Here is a 19,127-nt window from a genome sequence, read left to right on the forward strand (position 1 = left end):
TGCTTTACCTCGTTCTGTCGGCAAGAGCGGCCTTGACCGCGGGAGTGGCATGGAGGGCTCCGAGCACCGAGACCGACGCGATGGTGGCGCGTGCCAGGTCGGGCGTGACGTCCTGGGCGATGATTGCCAAGCCGAGGACGTTGATGTGCAGCATCTCGCCGGCGCGCTGAGCCGCTTCGAGATCCTGGCGGGTGAAGTTGCGTAGCCCGAGGTCCAAGCTGTGTCTGGCCGTCGACTGCTTGAGAACATCTGCATGCCGCTCGAGCTGATTGCGGATGGCCGTGCGAATGAAATCAGTGCGGTTCGAATAGAACCCTTCCTGCACCATCAGATCGACATGGCCGAGGTCCACGTAGCCAAGGTTGATCGTGATTTTCTCGGTGTCTGGTGCTTTGGGACGCAGGTCGCGAACATTGTCATACATCGAAATTATCCATTGACCATCCCCGTGGATGGCGCCTAGAAGCTATTTGGATGGCTGGCGAGGTTTTACAAGAGGAAGTTTTGCCATCCGACGAGACACTGGAGCCGACGATCAGCCACCACCGAGGGGTCGAAGGATCGGAAACTCGGAGCGGTTCAAGCCGATGAGGCCCCGGTATCGAGTAGCTGCGACACCGCGGCAGCCAACTGGGGCAAAGGCCCTGCCGTCGACGCCCTGCAATTTCCAGTCAGGGCGCGCCGGCGCTCGTCATGTAGACTACGGGAAAGCCAGGCGAGATTTCCCTGATCTGCTGCGCCAGCTCCCACCCAAGCCGGCCCATGCCGCGCTTTCTGGAGCCAACATCAGGTCCGTATCTATTCCCCTTGCGGTGCTGAGTCAGGCAGCGGCAGACCAGGACGATCTCGCCAGTTAGACGTTCCATTTGTCCCCGGTCTCCCTCCAGCATTGGTCGAGTGGGGTAGCGCTTGCTTCTGGTTCTCCCGCGCTCGTCGCGATTTTCTCAGGTCGACTTTCGCAAGAAATCGCCGATTTTCTCCGCAATCATGATCGTGGGAATATTGGTATTGGCCGCGGGCAGGCGCGGCATAATGGACGCATCCGCCACGTACATGTTCGCGCTGCCAATCACTCGCCCCTCAGGATTGACCACCGCCGTGCGGTCGGCGGGATCGCCCATGCGGCACGTTCCGACCGGATGCCAAACGCCGAACACGCTCTGCCGCACGAAGGCTTCGAAGGCGCGGTCGTCCGCGAGCGTCGCCTGGAAGGCGGTGCCGTTGAGCAGCACCAGCCGGATCAGGAGGTGCCGGAGGCCGGCGGGCACGTCGAGCATCGGCCCGAGGATCGAGGCGACGATGCGGTTCGCGGTGCCATACTTCCTCAGGCGCTTGATGAGCGGGGAATAGGAGGCGGGAAAGAAATCGCCGGCCCAGGGATTGAGCTGCGGATGCACCACGAGCCTTGCCAGCAGCCGGACGGCTGTCCCACACGGCCATACCGACAAGAGACCCGACCGAAAACAGCGCGGGCACGAGAGCTCCGAAGCGGCCGCCAGCCCTGTCGTTGAAACAGCCGTTCGCAAGGTAGACCACGGAGAGCAGAACGGCCGTAGTGCGAAACCTAAACACGCAGCCGTCCAGCCTCTCGCGCGGTCGCGCGAGAGACCCGAGATGAATGTCGAACGCTTACCGAAATCTTGAAGAAGGTCATACGACGCTGATCAGCCGCGTTCCGAGAAGCATCAGACGTAGCGGAGACCTGGGAAAAGGGCCCGGCGATCGCCGCCGGGCCGAGTAGAGGGAGGAAACGAGCGATAGGAAATCTCTCGCAAACGCCAAATGCGAAATTCGATCGAAGCAACCCAACGAACGACGTCCAGCAGCAGAACTATCGTACACATCAAAAAGCATTTTCTGCTAAAGTTGATGGCTTTGAGCGCCTTTTCCGGCATTTGCCGCGTCGTTAGATTTCGACAGCACCGCAAGGAATGCGTGCGTGACTTAGCAGGCCCGATACCAGGCCCTTACCGCACATCCATCTATCACTTGAAACGGTGCGCTGGAGAAATCGCGCCTATTTCCCGAGGGGCCGACCTCGACCGTCTCTATCTAACGCGCAGAGCACCTTTCTTCTGAAACTCGACAGATCGAACAGAAGCCTTGGCACTCTTTTGAGCGCAATCGCCCTGCCCTCGATTGCGAGATGTAGAACTCGTATCAATCTGGCAAGACCGAGTTCTACGAATGCGTCTCGAACATGCGGATCGTCCGCGATCGTGAGCTGGTTGTCCCTAATGACGATGGATGCCGGCAGATCGGGTTTTCTCTCCAGAACGAAGTCTCGACACGCCGCGGCAAACTCCTCCTCTTGAACGCTCAAAGGTACCTTGAAGGCGCTCCGAGAATCTCCCGCCATATTCGGGTCCCACATGAAAGAACGGCAGAGGGACACGTGATGCCGGCTCAGGTTTTCGATTTCTAATGGCTGGCGCGCTTGGTCGGCCTCTTCGCACCAGGCAACGCACTGTCGTCAGGCTCCCTCGAATTCCCTCCTTGGTAGCATTGGGTGTCATGGTATATCTTGCCGAAAACTCCGGCATTTGGAGCTAAACATGCGATGGATGAGCCAGTTATTGCGGATTTTGGCATTCTCTGCCGCTTCGCCCGAGCGCGCCTATTTCGATGAGTGAAACGCCCGGTGGGCACATTTGTCGCAATAGGATGGATCGACCGCGCCTGCCCGCCACGTTTTTGCGCCTGTCGCAATGCCTGCGCCGCTAAAAAGAGCGGCGATCACGCGTGTCCGAGCCACGTCATGCTGGGAATAAGGTAGAACGAGCGCCTTAGATTTCCGCTTCTGCATGTTACTTTTTCGTGACGCGTGTCGGCGGTTGATGAGCAAGTGTGCGACGGCCAGCTTGAAATTCGAGCTGGCCTTTCGGTCATTCTTCGCGCTTCTTCGTAAACAACGGAATGCTGGCAGGGACTGCCCTTGATAAGTCGCGGCACTTTCGGGCCATTGGAAGCCAAATTCTTCGGAGAGCGAAGTCCACGCTTGCTGCCAGTAGATTTTTCTTGATCTCTCGGTGCACACGCCGTGCATACGACGCCTTCCAACCAATTGAAAGACTTGAACTCTCGCTCCAATCCATCATGGGCGCCGTGGAAAATTTCCGATCTAAGCCATTCATTCTGTTGATATATTTTTACTCTGATCAGTCTCTTTATGCGATTGGACCGATTGAGAAATCTGCTTTGACGAGGCTTCCGCAGCTTGGCTCTTCTGGAACCCATATAGGCACGAATTGGAAGCGGAAATCGCATTTTCGATTATCAGTGCACTCGTCACGCACACTAGAACGACAATGGCCCGTCACTCGATAGCGCACATCAGGGATTCCATAGAGCTTGCAGGGCGTGCTCGCGCGAAACGGCTTAGTTGCTTCGCTTCATACTCCCGCCTCGCTGGGGCCGATGTAATTTGAAGGCCGGCTGTGACGTGGCTCACATCCCGCCAGGCAATTTACGTTTATCGGTCGTGCCGGGTGGAATGGCAGACGGAGATGCGCATGAAACGCCTCATGCCCTCGCTCATCGCAGCCTTGCTTCTCGCCGGTGCCGCCAGCAGCGTGCTCAAATCGCACGTCCTGTTCCATGCCGGCCAGAGCAGCATGCCATCCATCAAGGAACTGCAGACCGGTCAGGCGAGCAAGCTGCCGGAGTTGCAGATGCAGGACCGCTCTGTCCTGTTTGCGAGAGAGCCGGTTCAGTAGAACGCCCGGCCACTTTCAGGCTGTTCGTCTTACTCGGCCGCCGCGGTCGCAGGTTGAGGCTGTCCGTCGTTCGGACCCGTTCGCGCCATCTGCTCGTCGAGCCAGAGGCTATGGTGCTCGCGGGCCCAATTGACGTCGACTTCGCCCGAGCCCATGGCCTCGAACGCACCTTCCATTCCGATCGTACCAATATAGATGTGCGCGATCATCGCCGCGACGAACAGCACAGCGACGATGGAGTGGACGATCTGGGCCAGCTGCATGCCTTCGATCCCCGTCGTGTAGAACGGGAACATGAGGACATAGCCGCTCGCGGCGACAAAACCGCCGCCGATCACGACGATCCAGTAGATCGCCTTCTGGCCGGCGTTGAAGCGGTAGGCCGGCGGATGATCGTGCCCGACGATGCCGCCGCCTCGCTTCATCCACTCGACGTCCACCTTGTTCGGAATATTGCCACCGATCCACATCAGAAGAATCAGAACGACCCCAATGGTGAACGGGAAGCTCAGATAGTTGTGGGCGTACTTTGCCCAAAGGGACCATTCGGAGAAGGCCTCGAAGCCGATCAGCGGCAATAGCAGCGGTCGCCCGAAGGTGATGTTCAGTCCGGAGATCGCCAAAATGATGAAGCAGGTGGCGGTCATCCAATGCACGAAACGCTCATACGTGTTGAAGCGCACGATGGTGCGGCCGGATCGTCCGCTTTCGAGGCGCACCATGCCGCGCGTGAGATAGAAGATCACGAGCACCGCCAGCATGCCGATGATCGCGACTCCGCCGATCCAGCGCAGCGTGACATTGTGGAACTCGCGCCATTCCCGCCCCTGTGGCTGCTCGAGAACGCCGGACCTTTGATCAGGAATGCTGACGCGACCCTGGATCCGGTTCAGCTCCTGCAAGAGCTGCCGCTCCTTGACCGCGCTTGCGGTCGGATTGACCTGCTGAGCGCCTACCGGTGCCGGAGCTGCCACGATGAGAAGGAGTAAAGCACAAGCCCAGACAGCCGCCCGAACGAATTTTGCAAACGACACCATGAGCTCCTCCTCAATGCTCGCGCGACCTTCGTCAGGATTCGATCGTCTCGCGATAGGCCGTCTTCCACCCCCAGGCACCCGAGCCGTAACCGCGCTTCATCACGCGCTCCTTGTAAATCTGGGCAATGATCTCGCCGTCACCCGCAAGCAGCGACTTGGTCGAACACATTTCGGCACACAGCGGCAGCTTGCCCTCGGCCAACCGGTTCGCGCCGTATTTCTCGTATTCCTCTTTGCTGCCGTCGGCCTCCGGACCGCCGGCGCAATAGGTGCACTTATCCATCTTGCCGCGAGAGCCGAAATTCCCGACCTTCGGATATTGCGGAGCACCGAACGGGCAGGCGTAGAAGCAGTAGCCGCAACCGATGCACAGGTCCTTGGAATGCAGCACCACAGCATCGGCCGTGGTGTAGAAGCAATTCACCGGGCACACGGCCGCACAGGGCGCATCCGTGCAGTGCATGCAGGCCATCGAGATCGACCGCTCGCCCGGCTTGCCGTCGTTGATAGTGACGACGCGGCGCCGGTTGATGCCCCAGGGCACCTCGTGCTCGTTCTTGCAGGCGGTGACGCAGGCGTTGCACTCGATGCAGCGATCAGCGTCACAGAGAAATTTCATACGTGCCATCGTCGTTACTCCCTAAACCGCCGCGATTTGGCAGAGAGTGACCTTGGGCTCCTGCATGCCCGTCGCGGGGTCGTATCCGTAGGTAGTGATCGTGTTGGCGCTTTCGCCGAGCACGATCGGGTCGGTGCCCTTCGGGTAATTGCCGCGAAGATCCTTGCCCGCGAGCCAGCCGCCGAAGTGGAATGGCATCCAGGCGACGCCCTTGCCGACGCGCTCGGTAACGAGCGCCTTCATCTTCGCCCGGGAATTGTTCTCTGCACCCGTGACCCACACCCAGCCACCGTCCTTGACACCGCGCTCGGCGGCATCGGCAGGGTTGATCTCAATGAACATGTCTTGCTGCAATTCGGCAAGCCACGGGTTCGTGCGCGTCTCCTCGCCGCCGCCCTCATATTCGACCAGACGGCCGGACGACAGGATGAGCGGGAACTGTTTTGCAATTCCCTTCTCCACCGCTGCCTTCTGCACGGAAAAACCGATATTCGGCATTCGGAACTGCTTGGCATCGGGCAGCGTCGGATATTTAGCGACGAGGTCGACGCGCGGCGTGTAGATCGGCTCGCGGTGAACAGGGATAGGATCGGGCAAGCCGAAGGCATTCATGCGCGCCTTGCCGTTGCCATAGGGAACGCAGCCATGCGCCAGCGCCACGCGCTGGATGCCTCCCGACAGGTCGAGCGCCCACGACACCGTGTCCGGATTGGCCGGATTGATCTTGTTGATCACGGCCATTTCCGCTTCGGTGAGCTCGGAGTCCCAGCCGAGCTTCTTCAAGCTCGCCAGCGTGAACTCCGGATAGCCGTCCTGAATTCCCGACCCCAACGAGTACGAGCCGTCCGCGAGCAAGCTCACCTTCCGCGTCGTGCCGTCCGGCAGCTTCTCCTCGCGCTCGACGCCGAACCGTGGCCGGAACGTGCCACCGCCGTCCATCACATTCAAATTGGTGTTGTAGAGCAGCGGCGTGCCGGGATGCTTGACCTCAGGCGATCCCCAGCACGGCCAGGGCAGGCCATAATAATCGCCGCCGACCTCGGGATCGTCCTTCGGTGCCCGCATGCTCAGCATATCGAACTTGGCCTGGTTCTTCATGTGCGCCTTGAGGCGCTCGGGCGATTGCCCGCAATAGCCAGTCGACCAGCTGCCGCGGTTCATCTCGCGCAGCACATCCTCGGCTTCAGGAAGATTGTTTTCGACCTTGATCTTCTTGAACATCTGGTCAGCGAAGCCGAGCTTCTTCGCCATCAGATAGATGACCTCGAGATCATCCTTCGATTCAAAGATCGGCTTCACGATCTGCTCGCCCCATTGCAGCGAGCGGTTGGAGGCGACGCGCGACCCCTTGCATTCGAATTGCGTAGCGACCGGCAGAATGTAGACGCCATCCTTGCGGCCCGCCTCGACGGAGAGCGAGGCCCAGGTCGTCGGATGCGGGTCGGCAATGACGAGCAGCTCGAGAGCCTTCAGACCATTCAGGGACTCAGGAATGCGGGTGATGCTGTTGGAGGCGTGTCCCTGCACGAACACCGCCTTCACATTGTCTTTCTGAGCGACCTGATCCTTGGGCAATGTCACTGCCTCGAACCAGCGGGTCAGCGGAATGCCCGGGGTTTCCATGATCTGCTTGGAGTCGAAGCGGGACTTCAGGAAGTCATAGTCGACCTCCCAAACCCGCGACCAATGCTTCCAGGCGCCTTCGGCGAGCCCGTAATAGAACGGCAGCGTGACGATATCGAGCCCGACATCGGTCGCGCCCTGCACGTTGTCATGGCCACGGAAGATGTTGGCGCCCGCGCCGGCTTTCCCGACATTGCCGGTCATCAGGAGGGCAATGCAACTCGCGCGGACGTTGGCGGTGCCGACGGTCTTCTGGGTCTGGCCCATGGCCCAGATGAGGGTTGCCGGCTTCTCGGTGGCGAACATCTTGGCGACGCGCTTGAGCTGCTCGCCGGGAATGCCGGTGACGCGCTCGACTTCTTCCGGAGGCCACTTCTCAACTTCTTTCTTGATGTCGTCGAAACCGTAAACGCGCTGCTGGATGAATTCCTTGTCCTCCCAGCCATTCTGGAGAATGTGCCACATCATGCCGTAGAGCACCGGAATGTCGGTGCCCGGGCGCATCCGCACATATTCCGTCGCGTGGGCCGCCGTACGCGTCAGGCGCGGATCGATGACGATAAAGTTGGCCTTTTGCAGCTCCTTGCCCTCGAGCAGATGTTGCAGCGACACGGGATGCGCTTCGGCCGGATTGCCGCCCAAGATGACCTGTGTCTTTGCGTTGCGAATATCATTGTAGCTGTTGGTCATCGCGCCGTAGCCCCAGGTATTGGCGACGCCGGTCACGGTAGTCGAATGGCAGATGCGAGCCTGATGATCGGTATTGTTGGTCCCCCAGAACGCACCGAGCTTGCGGAACAGATAGGCGCCTTCGTTGGTCATCTTGGCCGAGCCGAGCCAATAGACGGAATCGGGGCCCGACTTCTCGCGTACAGCTTGAAGTTTGTCACCGATCTCATTGATCGCGGTATCCCAGGAGACGCGGGTCCACTGACCATTTACCAGCTTCATCGGATAGCGCAGCCGCCGCTCGCTGTGTACGAGTTCACGTACCGAGGCGCCCTTGGCACAATGCGAGCCGCGATTGATCGGCGAATCCCAGCTCGGCTCCTGGCCGATCCATACGCCGTTCAAGACCTCGGCCGTCACCGTGCAGCCAACGGAGCAATGCGTGCAGATGTTCTTGCGGATGGTCGCGCCTGCGGTGAGCGGACCAGCCATTGCGGCTTCCGCTTTGCGCACGCTGCCGACCGGCAGGGCGCCGAGCGCGGCAAGCGCACCGCCGGCAAGCCCGGATTTGCGCAAGAAGCTGCGGCGGTCGAGACCGCCGGCCTGGCCCGCAAGGGACTCGACAACGGAGCCGTGGCCCGGGGAATGCTGGTGTGTTCGCTTGATCAGCACGGTCAGCCTCCCTTGGCCGGATAACGATTGACGCGGTAAAACGCCTTGACGTGGTCGGACTCCTGGTAGCGCGCCTTGCGCTTCTCATCGTTGGTCTCACCGTCGGCCTGCGCCGACCCGACCAACGGTGTCGCGAGTGTCGCACCGACACCGACCGTGCCGATGCTGACCTTGCGCAGGAAGTCGCGGCGTCCCACTGTGGTCTTCTTGTCTTCACTCATCGCATCTCTCCTGGACCTGCGCGTGCCGGTCAGTTGGCGAATGTGAATGCTTCCGTCTCGATCTCGATAAAGGTGCGACCGAGCGCGCCGACGGCCCGATAGAAGCGGGCGTTCCCGGCGCCCTCCATGTCTGCGAATAGTCGCCCCAGCCACGGCGACACATGTTTCTCGAAGAAGGCGCGCTGTGCCTCTGGCGAGGCACCGAAGTGTCCGCCGGCAAGGCCGGACATGATCTCGCAAATGATGGCGGCGTGGTCCTCGGGTTCGGAATTGTTGGCAACACGCTCGACGCCGAGCGTCGTCAGGTCCCCACGCAGGCGCGATAGCGGCCGTTCGTTGAGAAAGCCGGTGAGATAGTAGGAGGCGTAAGGCAGCAATTCGCCGCGACCGAGCCCCACGAACAAATCGAAATATTCGCGCTCGACCTTAGCCGCGACTGCGCTTGAGGCGACGTCGGCGAGCGCCGCATGCGCGCGGCCGAGCGGCGTGGCGTCACCACTCAATGCCGAGAGCTGCTCGAGCAGTCGTTTCGACGGCGGCGCGGACAGCAAGGTTGCTAGCAACGCGTATTCTTGCGCGCGCGCAGCATCGACGGGATCGATGAGCCCCGCTGGGACGGCTTTTTCGCTGTAGAGATCGGGCCGCAAATCGTTGCGTGGAATACCGGTGGCCGTTTCAACTGCAACCACCCGTTGTGCTGGCACCCGGGTCCAGTTCGAGACCGAAGGCTGGCTGATGCCGATTTTGCGCGCAAGCTGAGCAATGCCGCCTGCGGCATCGATTGCGCGATCAAGCCCGTCATCCCGCACGTGGACCTCCCATCCGAGTCCCGTCTGCTTGATTACTGCTTTTGTAACAGTGTTCTAACGAAATCGTAGTCCCGGTTCCACGGATGGTCAATCATCCGTCCATAGCGTGAACCTATAGCCTTTAGTCGTGCTGCTCGCGCGGCAGTGCGCCACCGTGAATACGGTGCCTGAGGGGCTCAGCGAAATCCGCAGATCTCTCCGCCACTGACGGTTGCACCGCAACAGAGATTGCCGGACGTTCCGTGGCGCCTGCTGTCCGCACAATATCCGGCGCGCCCGCCGCATCGGCTTGATGCAATTCCGCCGAAGAATCCGCTGTTTCAATCGACGCCTCGGGGAGAGACTGCACCGCCTCACGCACGCCGCCCACGATGCGCTCGACGAGCGCCGCCAGCTGTTCCGACGAGCAATCCAGCGGGCCAAAACCCGGCATCGCGGTCGGGTCGTTGAAGTCCCATGCGTTCTCCGCAAGCCCGACAAAGTCGCGAATGGCGGGGTCGGTTGCCCACGCGCGGCGAAGAGCCGCACGGCTCAACTCCTGTGGAATACCCTTGCGCAGGAAGGCGGTGATGTCGGTCGCAGCGTTGATCTCGTCGATCGACGGCAGGGTCGAGAGATCGAACTCGCTCTCATCCTGCTTTGCCGCAGGCGGGGGCGTGGGCTGCGCCCGGGCAGGCTCCGCCGGCTCCGCTTGCGCCTCGCGCTTACGGCGGGACCAGCGTGCAAGGAACTCCTCCTCAGTCATTCCTGTCCGCCTTCATGTTCGCGCCGCGCCAGCGCCTCCGGATCAGCGCGGCGCCGCTTGCGCTTGACGAACTCCCGCTCGACATGGTGCTCGACCACGAACCTTTCAATTACTTCGCGCAGCACCTCCGGCATCGGCACGGCCTCGACCAGATTATCGGCGGCTTCGGTAAAGCCCTCGCCCTCCGCGGGGTCAGCGGTAACCGCAGTCACGGCATAGGGCCAGGCGCCTTCCGAGGGCGACAGCACAGTCCAGATGCTCGGATTGCCGGAGGCGAGATTATCGCGATAGCGCGCCGTCTCGGACGGATAGAGATCCACGGTCGCGCTTCCGGCATAGAACAGGGCTGTGCCATCCTGCTCGCGAAGCACGGTCCAGGGTTGTGTCGCCGGCTCGTCCGGCAGGACAGCAATTCCGCGCCAGACGAAGTCAACCCAGGGCGAGGCAGCCTTGCGCCGCTCGACGACGACGCCGACGGAGATGGATGCGAGTGGCGATGCCGCGGGGCTCATGTGAACATCTCCAGGCGCTTCACGGGAAGGCCGGTCAGCAGATTTTGTGGCTTCATCCGGAGCTTCTGATCCGCCGTCATGGACAGGATCAGGTAGACGGGCTCGTCCCGGACGTCGTCGTGCGCGCGGCTCGAATCCGCACAAATCAGCCGGAACAGTGCAAGCACCCGGTCGGCGTCGCGCTCGTCGACGTCTTCGCCTTGCCACAGACGGTCGCCAAGCCTGGTGGCCTCGGTATCGAGCCCGACATACCAGGTGAGCTTTGCGTCCTGCAGCGCGCGCAGCGGCTCGATCGTGACCTCGATGCCGAGCAGATGAGAGACCCAGCGCATCATCGCCTGCGCCAGCGCAGTTGGTCCGCGTCCGCCGGCCGTGAGGTCAAGGGCCATGTCGAATTGGTCGCTGCGCTGCCAATAGGCCTCGACATTCTCTTCGCTCAATATATCGAGCATCGCCTCGTTGGTGGCGCCCAGCATCGACATCAGGGAGAGCACCGGGGTCGGGCTCCGGCCGCCGACGATCTCCTCGTCGCCGAGCAGCAGGGCTTGCTCATGCGGCAGGATCCGCTGAACCCGGAAGAATAGCTCGGCCGCGCGGAGCACAAAGGGGTCGTCGCAGCCATCGAGCGCGTTGCGCAGGATGACATGTACCAGCTGATTGACGAACAGCGGCGGCAGGTCGTTCGCGCCTGATCGCAGCGATGCAAGATAGGCCGCTTCGAGCGTCGGATGCCGCAACAGGAGATCGCGAAACGCCAGCACGAACCGCCAGTTCTCCCGGGCGTCGGCGTCGGAAATTCCGGCAATTTCGTCGGCGCCGACCCCCTGACGCGGATCGGCGAGCAGCTCGCGGTGCAACCGGCGTTCGACCGGACACGCATCGTCGGGCGGCATCAGCTCGGGACGGGCAAAATAGGCTTTGAGGAATTCGTCGGTGACGCACAGCCCACCGCCCTCGTCGCGATCGAGCAGATGATGGCCGCAGGCGATCCAGAAATCGTTCATCTGACGGTCGGCTCCCGGCCCAGATCCGCAAGCCTGACGTCGCCGTCAGGCTGGACGTCGTCCTCCACTTCCATGAACGAGAACGCCTTGCTGTGCCCCTGCCCTACGCGGAGCTTCAGTCGGCGGAAGGACTCGCGGACTTCGCCGTAAATTGAAGTCCGGTGCACCGCAATAAGGGAGCTGATCGGATGACTGCACAGCGATTGCGAGAACGCCACCTCTTCTTCCGCGGCCGTCATTGCTGTGGCCATGTCCGGCGCACCGAAACGATCGATGAGTTGCCTTGCAAGGAGATCGATCAGGCTGCGGTAATCGTCCTCGGTCGCCGGAACGATCTGCGCCAGCGTCGACCAGCCCCAGGATTGCACCCCGAGGAACCCGCCGCGAAACGCCGCGCGCGCCTTGCCCTCGAGCTTCGCACCGTCGCAATCCCAGAAGCGGAAAGCACCGGAGACGGCCCATTCACCCGGCTCCGCCGCCACATCGAACACGAAGGTGTCGGAGGGATCGAGCGCGATGGTACGCAGGAGCTTCACAGCCGCGGCCCTCCGAGCGCCGGATCGAGCCACGAAGGCGTCGCCAGCGCCCGCACGAGGTCGCCACGTTCAATCTCGCCCGCCCCAACCCGGCGCGTGAGAAGATGGCCGCGATCGTCGATGCGCAGAACGGTCTGCCGTTCGCGGGGCATGCGGGAAAGATATTCTCGCGCCACGCCCTCAAAACCGCCCGCCTGCCAATCATCGAATGCCAGCATCAGGTGCCGAGCAAAGCTCTCCGTGATCTGCACCGCACCAGCCTCGCCAAAGCCTTCCTGTTCGAGCGCCGAAGCGAGCGGGTGAACACCCCGCTCGTCCTCGTTCATGGCAACCGTCCGGATCATCGCGCCGAAAACCATCCATGGTGGCGACGCGTCCTCGTCAGCCTCAGGAGGCCATCCCATCCGCCCACCGCCCACCAGCCCCCCATCGATCCTGACGGCGTCGGGCCAAACGATCGTGATCGGCTTGCTCGGCGGTGCGTAGGCACGCAAGGCATCGGTGAGGGCGACCATGCCGGCGTAGAACGCGCGCCGCGCCGTACGTAAGGGCTCGGCTGGCTCCAGCACCACGGCGAACTCCGCCAGATCAAAGCGGCCGACATAGACGAGCGTTCCGGCGCCGCTCTCCGGTGCAATGCGGCATGCGTGGGCAAAAGCGTCGCCACTCTCGCGCAGCCGCACCAATGTGAACGGCGGCGGCAGGTGGATCGGTTCCACCAGGGAAACGTGGCTGACTGGGATCGACGGCAGGCCGTCCTCCGCTTTCCTTTTCTTCCCGATGGATAAGTTCTATACGAGGCGAAGGGCCGGCGCGAGTCCGTCGTCGGTGCCGGATTGGCGGAGGGGTTAACCTGGAGCAGCCATCCAAGACCGTCCTGATCTGCTCGTGCGAAGACACGATGCGTCTCGACGCGGCCGCGATTCAGCGCGGATGTCCCAACTGCGAAATCAAAAGCTTTCATCATCTCTGCGGCGCCGAGCTCGATCACTTCCGCAGCGCAGCGGCCGCTGGCGGCGCATTGACGGTCGCCTGCACGCAGCAGGCCGCGCAGTTCACTGAGGAGGCCGGCGAGCGGCCTGATGCGATCAGCTTCGTCAACATCCGCGAAACGGCCGGCTGGTCGCGAGATGGCGCGCGCGCCGGCGCGAAAATGGCTGCCCTGCTCGCTTCCGCCTCCATCCCAGCGCCGGACTATCCGCTCGTCACTTTGTCGAGCGAGGGCGTGGTCCTGACCTACGGGCGCGATGAGGCCGCGATTGAAGCCGGCCGCCTGCTTGCCGATCACCTCGACGTGACGGTGATGCTGAAGCAGCTCGACGAGATCGTGCCGCCCGCTGCAACGGTCTTCCCGATCGTGAAGGGCACGATCCGCTCCGCAAAGGGACATTTCGGAGCGTTCGAGCTTGCGATCGACGATTACGCGCGCCCCCGCCCTTCTTCGCGCGATCGCTTCGTGCTGGACGCACCGCGAAGTGGGGTGACCTCGCGCTGCGATATCGTGCTCGACATTTCCGGTGGGATGCCATTGTTTCCTGCCCACGCGTTACGCGACGGCTATCTGCGCGCCGATCCGAGCGATCCCGCCGCCGTGCTTCGCGCCGTGCTGACCGCGCGAGACCTCGTCGGCAGCTTCGACAAGCCGAAATATGTCGACGTCACGCCCGCTCTTTGCGCCCATTCGCGTTCGAAGCGCACGGGGTGCCGGCGGTGCCTCGATCTCTGCCCCACTGGAGCGATCACGCCCGTCGGCGATCATGTCGCAATTGACCCGAACATCTGCGCGGGCTGCGGCCAATGCGCCGCCGCCTGCCCGACCGGCGCGGCATCTTATACGCTCCCGCCCGCTGATACGCAGCTTCAAAGAATTCGTGCCATGCTGCTGGCTTACCACAAGGCCGGTGGCACGAATGCGGTGCTACTCTTTCATGACAGCCCGCACGGCACGCCATTGATCGATGCCCTGGCGCGGCATGGCGATGGCCTGCCGGCAAACGTGCTCCCCTTTGCCATCAACGAACTCACGCAACTCGGGCTGGAGGCGATCGTCGGTGCCTTTGCCTATGGCGTATCGGCCATACGATTCCTGCTCCGCGCAAGACCACGCCACGATCTCACCGGACTGTCACAGACGATCGGCATGGCTGAAGCGATCCTTGGCGGCCTCGGCTTTGAGGGCCACCGCCTCGCCACCATCGAAACGGATGATCCCGACGCGCTCGGCGGGCATTTGGCTGCTATCGGCACACTGGCGGCCGTCGCGACGCCCGCGACCTTCAAAACCGTCGGCAAGCGGCGCGACCTTTTGCGGTTCGCCCTGAGCGAGTTGCATCGCGTGGCGCCGACGCCGGTCGACGTGATCGCCCTGCCCAAGGGTGCGCCGATCGGCGCAATCAGCGTCGATACCAGCGGCTGTACCCTATGCCTGTCTTGCGTCTCGGCCTGCCCGACCGGCGCGCTTCGCGACGATCCTGAGCGGCCAGTGCTGAAGTTCGTCGAGGACGCCTGCGTGCAATGCGGCCTGTGCCAGAGCACCTGTCCGGAGAAAGTCATCAGCCTCAAGCCGCAGATCGATTTCCGCGCGGCACGCGCCTCCGCCGTGATTATCAAGGAAGAGGAGCCCGCACTCTGCGTCCGCTGCGGTACCGCCTTCGGCGTCAAGAGCACGATCGACCGCATCGCAGCCAAGCTCGAGGGCCGGCACTGGATGTATCCGGCCGGCGACAAGCGGGTCGCAGCACTTAGGATGTGCGCAGACTGCCGCGTCATCGTCATGAGCGAACAGCAATTCGACCCGTTCAAGGGCGTTCCGGAACGAACGCCGCCGCGAACGACGGATGACTATCTACGCCAGCGCGATGGTAAGGATTAGACGAGCGAACATCTTCGCAGGGTCGGAAGGGGCAATCATTGCGACGTTGCGCGGCCCAAGAAGTCCGTCAACGCACGGCGGTCCTCGGCCGCGCCGATGCGCTGCTCCGGCATTTTGGTGCCGGGGGTGTAGGCATTCGGTCCAACCTCGAACAGTCGTGCGACCGTCTCCGGCGTCCAGACGATGTCCATGCTCTTCAGCGCGTCGGAGAAGCGATAGCCCGGCAGCGAAGCGATCTTGCGACCGTATAGTCGGGCAAGCGTCGGCCCCGCACGCTGAACATCCTTGTCCGACAGGGTGTGACAGGCCACACACGCCCGAAATACATCGGCGCCCCGATCGCCCGCATAGGCGGCGAGAGGATCGGCCGGCGTTCCCAAGAGGTTCGAACCAATGGGATCGCCGGTGCGGGCATTCCAGCGCCTGATCTTGCCGTCCGCGCCACCCGTCATCAGTGTTTCTCGATCCGGAAGGAAGGCGACCGACCATACCGGCAAGCCGGACACGACCAGCGTTCGTAGCAGGCTGCGCGACTTGCGATCTATGATCGCCACCGTGCCGCCGATGCCGGCCGCAGCAATCAACGTGCCGTCTTCCGATATCGTCAAGGCCGCCACCGCCGTGGGACCGGCCGCGACCTCGCCGCTCGGCTTGCCGTCTGTGGTCAGTATCCGCAGCGTGCCGTCGACCGCGCCCGTGACGATTTCACCATCCGGCGCCGCAGCAACGACGTTGAGCGGCGCCGGCAACGTCAAGACTTCAGGTTGGCCGTCCGGCAAATGCCAGATGCGCAAGGTGAGATCATAGCCGACGCTGAGAAGCGACTTGCCGTCCGGCGTGAAAGCGACACCGTTGACGTTCTGTGAATGACCTTCGAGCACGCGCGACGCGCCGTCCGACAGCGACCAGAGCCGCACCGTCCGATCCCATGAAGCCGATGCGAGAAGCGCCCCATCAGGGGACGCCGCAAGCGCCACGATTGGACCTCGATGTCCCTCAAACACCCGATCCGGCTGCTGCCGGCCAGGCATCCACACTGCAATTCGCGCATCGGCACCCGCTGTGATCATGCGGCCGTCCTTCAGAAAGGCGACGGCATTGACGGCGTCAGCATGATACCGCAGCACTTGCTGTGCCGTTTCGGTCTTCAGGGACCAGCGGATGGCTGCTGTGTCGAAGCTGCCGGACAAGAGGGCCTCGCCATCGGGGGAAATGGCAAGCGCCCGTACGGGGCCGCCATGTCCCACCATGTCGGCGTGCGCGGATGATAGCGCGAAGATGGCCCACAGGGCTGCGGCGCCGCCCGTGCAGAAAGGTAACCTCATCATCCGTCACCGGCTCTGGTCACGTTCACGGCCTCAAGATTGCCAGAAGCCCACGGAGATGAAAATCCGAACCCATTTACTTGGCTGGTGCCGTCGTCCTCTTGGACGATCCTTCAGGCGCGGCCTGCATTCCAGGCGGACTCTGACCTTGGGGACTTTCGGCGGGCGCACCACCCGAACCCGTATTGATTGGACCCGTCCAGCCTTGCGGTTGTGGTTGGCCCTTCTCCTCGGGCCGGGTTGGCGCCGCAGACGAATTGGTTTGTGGGGGTTCGGCGGAGGCGCGCTCGAACAGGCAGAGTGCTGCAAAGCACAAAATCGTCATCAGAAATTTCACGTTGGATCCTCCGAATGCCCGTACTAAACGGGGCGACACTGCATTCCGTTCCGGCGTGTGCGTCGCAACGGGCTGGCTTTGCGCATCCCGCTTGAATGCCGGTGATCCGGAGACTAATCTCCGACTGGCCACGTCAAGGATGACGGCATGCAGGGGCGAACGCGGCCATTTCTGCAGATGCTGGCGCGACTGCGCGCTTTGCGCGCGTTTGATGGATCGCAAGATCCCGATTCCCGAGACGCCTCGCCATTCCTGATCCTCGTTGCCGTCGTGCTTGCGCTTCTTCTTGCAATATTGGAAATCGACAGGAATGGCGCCGCACTTCAGTCCCTCGGCTTGATGGGTGATGCACTTTCCGTCGATGCGATGTTCAAGAGCCCGTAGGCGGCTTCTGCCTTGATACGATCAACGAGTTTGCTCGCGCCAAGCGGTGTCGTATAACAGCTTGACGTTTCGATCGAGGGAGGCTGCGGATGAAGGCTTTTCTTCTTGGCTGCGTCGCTGCAACGTTGATCGCGATTGTGGGGATGGTGATCTTGAATCGAATCCAGGAGCCAGTCGCGCAAGCGTTTGCCACAACCGGGGTACGTCTCTGAGACACCCATCTCAGGACCATGTTCAACATTCTTGGCGGCATGATCCCCGAGATCGGCAATCAAGCATGGCATGGGGCCAAGCAGCCTCCCATTCTCGAGGCCTTACGGCGTTCTGGTCGACGCTGCCCGCCGAGCACTGAACCAATAAATGCGAAAACAACCCCATGCACAGTAGAAGGCCCTTGTTTCCAAAGGACAATTTCCTGAGAAAAAAGTCCATGTCGCAGATGCTTTTGACACGTCGGGCAAAACAGGGGCATGATGTCATCATCGACGCGGATGTCGCCTCTGCGCCTCGATCCAAATTTCCGCGCCCTTGACCTGCACCGGATCGAGCCGCAACGGTGGGTTCGGCCAGCCCAGTGATCGCCCCATCACTCAAATCGAATGATGCCGCAACTCGGCTCAGCCTCGACGATATCACGGAGAAGGTTGGGTATGCCGCCCTCTACGCTCCGCGCTCCCAGGCGACGGTTGATCGGAATGCGGCAATCGTCCAGACGCAGCCTTGCAAGCGGATGCGGCGCGACGATGTCAATGCGGACCATTGAAAAGCGGCACGCTTCAATCAGCGCCGCCATCGACCCGGCCCGTAGTCGGCCAGGCGCAACGGGAGCTGCCGAAGAGTGTTTCGTAAGTTCACGACGGCAGCGTCCGGCCCGACGCTGCCTAACTCGATGCTCGTCCAAGCGTCGGCTGTCTAGGGTGTCCCCCGTTTTGCCTTTAGGACCACGGCGGCTCTTCGCTCGTCCCGGCCGCATCGTCATGGATCGTGACCCCCGCCGAACGCAACCCGGTTAGGAACACGGTTCTTACGGAGGCAGGATCGAATCCAATATCCTTGGCGTTTGGTGGATGCGCCTCGCTGCCCTTTAATCGGAGTGCCAAGTGCAAATGCTCGCAAAGGTGCTGAACGACAAGGTTGACCTGATCGTCAGTCATGATCCGCTCTTCCTGCTACCATTTTGCTACCCAACAGATAGCACACATGGAAATAGAGCGGTACGCGATTGGACCACCCCAAGGATCACCCCCCGCGAATGCCCATGGCCGGGCTCCAAATCTGCGCCAATCGGCGCAGACCTGAACTGACCAGCAGGCAACGAGAACGACGCTTTTGGCCCCAGAGCAGACCTCTGGCAGAGAGCCTCCCTTCGGCGGGTTGCTGTCACATGGCCGAGCCATGGCTAATGGCTCTCAACGCGCACTTATCTCCGAGCTCGACGCCGCACTGCCCCGACACATGGGACTCTTGAACGTTTGCCGTTGCTTCTTTCCAACGCCTTTTGCACCCGGGTGCTAAGGTTTCGAAGCTCTGCAAGTTGAGAATTGAGCGACCAGACACGTTGGTGCAGAATGACCATACGGTCGCAGACCCGATCACGACTACTCATTACGCGCCCCTGGAAGAAGGCAATTGCAAAAAAACGCTGACGTTGGGCCAAAAAATAAAAGGGACTTTCAAGTCAATGGTAGCATCGTTTCACGTACAAAATGTGAAGCGGCACACACATGCAGGAATGTATTCCACCGCCGCTCCCGGGCCGATTACCGAGGCGGCGGCTTTTAGAAGACGACCGGCTGTTTCGAGGGATCCTTGTGGGTGTCCAGGCTCTTGGCGGACTCCGCGACATCCGAAACGGGCAACGTGATGTCAGGCCGCCGGCCGATGACCGGCATTGTCGCCATAGGCCTCTCCCGATAGAGCCCGAGGCCTTCGGTCACAGCCAGGTCTTTGAAGCAGAACAAGGCAGGCGTCCTCGCTCGCGGGGTGCACCCGTCGGCATTCTCGATGATCACCTGAAAGGTCCGACGGCGAGAGCGCTGATCGCGC

The 19,127-nt window shown here is 61.8% G+C and carries 20 protein-coding genes; 3 read left to right on the forward strand and 17 right to left on the reverse strand.

From position 1 onward, the window contains the following. Positions 1–4 precede the first annotated feature (4 nt). The 3 genes from IVA78_RS12385 to IVA78_RS12395 form a co-directional block, all read right to left on the reverse strand. Entirely contained in the window at positions 5–424 is a 420-nt protein-coding gene (locus IVA78_RS12385; protein ID WP_247415325.1) for a CopG family transcriptional regulator, read from the reverse strand. A 247-nt stretch (positions 425–671) separates the two neighbouring features. Next, on the reverse strand, positions 672–866 hold the full coding sequence (locus tag IVA78_RS12390) for a hypothetical protein (protein ID WP_247415326.1): 195 nt from the start codon (positions 864–866) through the stop codon (positions 672–674). 78 nt (positions 867–944) lie between these two features. Continuing rightward, positions 945–1,400, reverse strand: coding sequence for a GMC oxidoreductase (locus IVA78_RS12395; protein WP_247278115.1), 456 nt, complete (start codon positions 1,398–1,400; stop codon positions 945–947). Positions 1,401–3,506: 2,106 nt separating this feature from the next. Here IVA78_RS12395 and IVA78_RS12400 point away from each other — a divergent pair. Then, a complete protein-coding gene (locus tag IVA78_RS12400) occupies positions 3,507–3,716 on the forward strand; it encodes a hypothetical protein (protein WP_247278116.1) in 210 nt (69 codons plus the stop codon). Between the two features lie 29 nt (positions 3,717–3,745). Here IVA78_RS12400 and IVA78_RS12405 read toward each other — a convergent pair whose 3' ends face one another. The 10 genes from IVA78_RS12405 to IVA78_RS12450 form a co-directional block, all read right to left on the reverse strand. Next, positions 3,746–4,753: a formate dehydrogenase subunit gamma gene (locus tag IVA78_RS12405; RefSeq protein WP_247278117.1), complete on the reverse strand. Its 1,008-nt coding sequence runs from the start codon at positions 4,751–4,753 to the stop codon at positions 3,746–3,748. A gap of 31 nt (positions 4,754–4,784) precedes the next feature. Continuing rightward, on the reverse strand, positions 4,785–5,381 hold the full coding sequence (gene fdh3B / locus IVA78_RS12410) for a formate dehydrogenase FDH3 subunit beta (protein ID WP_027571966.1): 597 nt from the start codon (positions 5,379–5,381) through the stop codon (positions 4,785–4,787). 12 nt (positions 5,382–5,393) lie between these two features. Beyond that, entirely contained in the window at positions 5,394–8,336 is a 2,943-nt protein-coding gene (locus tag IVA78_RS12415) for a formate dehydrogenase subunit alpha (RefSeq protein ID WP_247278118.1), read from the reverse strand. A gap of 2 nt (positions 8,337–8,338) precedes the next feature. After that, positions 8,339–8,557 (reverse strand): twin-arginine translocation signal domain-containing protein, encoded by a 219-nt coding sequence (locus IVA78_RS12420; protein ID WP_247278119.1) that lies wholly within the window; start codon positions 8,555–8,557, stop codon positions 8,339–8,341. A 29-nt stretch (positions 8,558–8,586) separates the two neighbouring features. Further along, positions 8,587–9,366 carry a molecular chaperone TorD family protein gene (locus tag IVA78_RS12425; protein WP_247278120.1) on the reverse strand — a complete coding sequence of 260 codons (780 nt, stop codon included), beginning with the start codon at positions 9,364–9,366 and terminating at the stop codon, positions 8,587–8,589. A 121-nt stretch (positions 9,367–9,487) separates the two neighbouring features. Beyond that, positions 9,488–10,111, reverse strand: a complete 624-nt coding sequence (locus tag IVA78_RS12430; RefSeq protein ID WP_247278121.1) for a DUF3306 domain-containing protein — start codon at positions 10,109–10,111, stop codon at positions 9,488–9,490. Then, positions 10,108–10,623, reverse strand: coding sequence for a DUF3305 domain-containing protein (locus IVA78_RS12435; protein WP_247278122.1), 516 nt, complete (start codon positions 10,621–10,623; stop codon positions 10,108–10,110). The genes IVA78_RS12430 and IVA78_RS12435 overlap by 4 nt, the downstream gene beginning before the upstream one ends. Next, positions 10,620–11,627: a DUF6352 family protein gene (locus tag IVA78_RS12440; protein WP_247465486.1), complete on the reverse strand. Its 1,008-nt coding sequence runs from the start codon at positions 11,625–11,627 to the stop codon at positions 10,620–10,622. Before IVA78_RS12440 ends, IVA78_RS12435 begins: the two co-directional genes overlap by 4 nt. Beyond that, a complete protein-coding gene (locus tag IVA78_RS12445; protein WP_247278124.1) occupies positions 11,624–12,163 on the reverse strand; it encodes a DUF6505 family protein in 540 nt (179 codons plus the stop codon). The genes IVA78_RS12440 and IVA78_RS12445 overlap by 4 nt, the downstream gene beginning before the upstream one ends. Then, positions 12,160–12,882: a biotin/lipoate--protein ligase family protein gene (locus IVA78_RS12450; RefSeq protein WP_247278125.1), complete on the reverse strand. Its 723-nt coding sequence runs from the start codon at positions 12,880–12,882 to the stop codon at positions 12,160–12,162. Before IVA78_RS12450 ends, IVA78_RS12445 begins: the two co-directional genes overlap by 4 nt. Positions 12,883–13,064: 182 nt before the next feature. Here IVA78_RS12450 and IVA78_RS12455 point away from each other — a divergent pair, with 182 nt between their 5' ends. Next, the gene (locus IVA78_RS12455) at positions 13,065–15,035 is read left to right on the forward strand and encodes a 4Fe-4S binding protein (protein WP_247278126.1); all 1,971 of its coding nucleotides are present in this window, start codon (positions 13,065–13,067) and stop codon (positions 15,033–15,035) included. 35 nt (positions 15,036–15,070) lie between these two features. Here the strand turns inward: IVA78_RS12455 and IVA78_RS12460 are convergent, their stop codons facing one another. Further along, positions 15,071–16,285 (reverse strand): c-type cytochrome, encoded by a 1,215-nt coding sequence (locus tag IVA78_RS12460; RefSeq protein WP_247278269.1) that lies wholly within the window; start codon positions 16,283–16,285, stop codon positions 15,071–15,073. A 589-nt stretch (positions 16,286–16,874) separates the two neighbouring features. Here IVA78_RS12460 and IVA78_RS12465 point away from each other — a divergent pair. Continuing rightward, on the forward strand, positions 16,875–17,081 hold the full coding sequence (locus IVA78_RS12465; protein WP_247278127.1) for a hypothetical protein: 207 nt from the start codon (positions 16,875–16,877) through the stop codon (positions 17,079–17,081). A gap of 586 nt (positions 17,082–17,667) precedes the next feature. Here the strand turns inward: IVA78_RS12465 and IVA78_RS12470 are convergent. The 3 genes from IVA78_RS12470 to IVA78_RS34390 all read right to left on the reverse strand — a co-directional run bounded on the left by IVA78_RS12470 (position 17,668) and on the right by IVA78_RS34390 (position 18,982). Further along, positions 17,668–17,874, reverse strand: a complete 207-nt coding sequence (locus tag IVA78_RS12470) for a hypothetical protein (protein ID WP_247278278.1) — start codon at positions 17,872–17,874, stop codon at positions 17,668–17,670. 142 nt (positions 17,875–18,016) lie between these two features. Beyond that, a complete protein-coding gene (locus tag IVA78_RS12475) occupies positions 18,017–18,235 on the reverse strand; it encodes a hypothetical protein (protein ID WP_247278128.1) in 219 nt (72 codons plus the stop codon). Positions 18,236–18,859: 624 nt separating this feature from the next. Beyond that, complete coding sequence (locus IVA78_RS34390; protein WP_256464607.1) at positions 18,860–18,982, reverse strand: hypothetical protein; 123 nt, start codon at positions 18,980–18,982, stop codon at positions 18,860–18,862. Positions 18,983–19,127 lie beyond the last annotated feature (145 nt).

It is taken from the genome of Bradyrhizobium sp. 137 (genome assembly GCF_023074095.1).
GTDB lineage: Bacteria > Pseudomonadota > Alphaproteobacteria > Rhizobiales > Xanthobacteraceae > Bradyrhizobium.

What these genes read in the sequence shown, in the direction of transcription:
- IVA78_RS12385 (WP_247415325.1), bottom strand. Translation starts at nt 424, where the DNA reads ATGTATGACAATGTTCGCGACCTGCGTCCCAAAGCACCAGACACCGAG.
- IVA78_RS12390 (WP_247415326.1), bottom strand. Translation starts at nt 866, where the DNA reads ATGGAACGTCTAACTGGCGAGATCGTCCTGGTCTGCCGCTGCCTGACT.
- IVA78_RS12400 (WP_247278116.1), top strand. Translation starts at nt 3,507, where the DNA reads ATGCGCATGAAACGCCTCATGCCCTCGCTCATCGCAGCCTTGCTTCTC.
- IVA78_RS12405 (WP_247278117.1), bottom strand. Translation starts at nt 4,753, where the DNA reads ATGGTGTCGTTTGCAAAATTCGTTCGGGCGGCTGTCTGGGCTTGTGCT.
- fdh3B (WP_027571966.1), bottom strand. Translation starts at nt 5,381, where the DNA reads ATGGCACGTATGAAATTTCTCTGTGACGCTGATCGCTGCATCGAGTGC.
- IVA78_RS12420 (WP_247278119.1), bottom strand. Translation starts at nt 8,557, where the DNA reads ATGAGTGAAGACAAGAAGACCACAGTGGGACGCCGCGACTTCCTGCGC.
- IVA78_RS12430 (WP_247278121.1), bottom strand. Translation starts at nt 10,111, where the DNA reads ATGACTGAGGAGGAGTTCCTTGCACGCTGGTCCCGCCGTAAGCGCGAG.
- IVA78_RS12435 (WP_247278122.1), bottom strand. Translation starts at nt 10,623, where the DNA reads ATGAGCCCCGCGGCATCGCCACTCGCATCCATCTCCGTCGGCGTCGTC.
- IVA78_RS12440 (WP_247465486.1), bottom strand. Translation starts at nt 11,627, where the DNA reads ATGAACGATTTCTGGATCGCCTGCGGCCATCATCTGCTCGATCGCGAC.
- IVA78_RS12455 (WP_247278126.1), top strand. Translation starts at nt 13,065, where the DNA reads ATGCGTCTCGACGCGGCCGCGATTCAGCGCGGATGTCCCAACTGCGAA.
- IVA78_RS12460 (WP_247278269.1), bottom strand. Translation starts at nt 16,285, where the DNA reads ATGGTGGGACATGGCGGCCCCGTACGGGCGCTTGCCATTTCCCCCGAT.
- IVA78_RS12465 (WP_247278127.1), top strand. Translation starts at nt 16,875, where the DNA reads ATGCTGGCGCGACTGCGCGCTTTGCGCGCGTTTGATGGATCGCAAGAT.
- IVA78_RS12470 (WP_247278278.1), bottom strand. Translation starts at nt 17,874, where the DNA reads ATGGCGGCGCTGATTGAAGCGTGCCGCTTTTCAATGGTCCGCATTGAC.
- IVA78_RS12475 (WP_247278128.1), bottom strand. Translation starts at nt 18,235, where the DNA reads ATGACTGACGATCAGGTCAACCTTGTCGTTCAGCACCTTTGCGAGCAT.
- IVA78_RS34390 (WP_256464607.1), bottom strand. Translation starts at nt 18,982, where the DNA reads ATGGCGACAATGCCGGTCATCGGCCGGCGGCCTGACATCACGTTGCCC.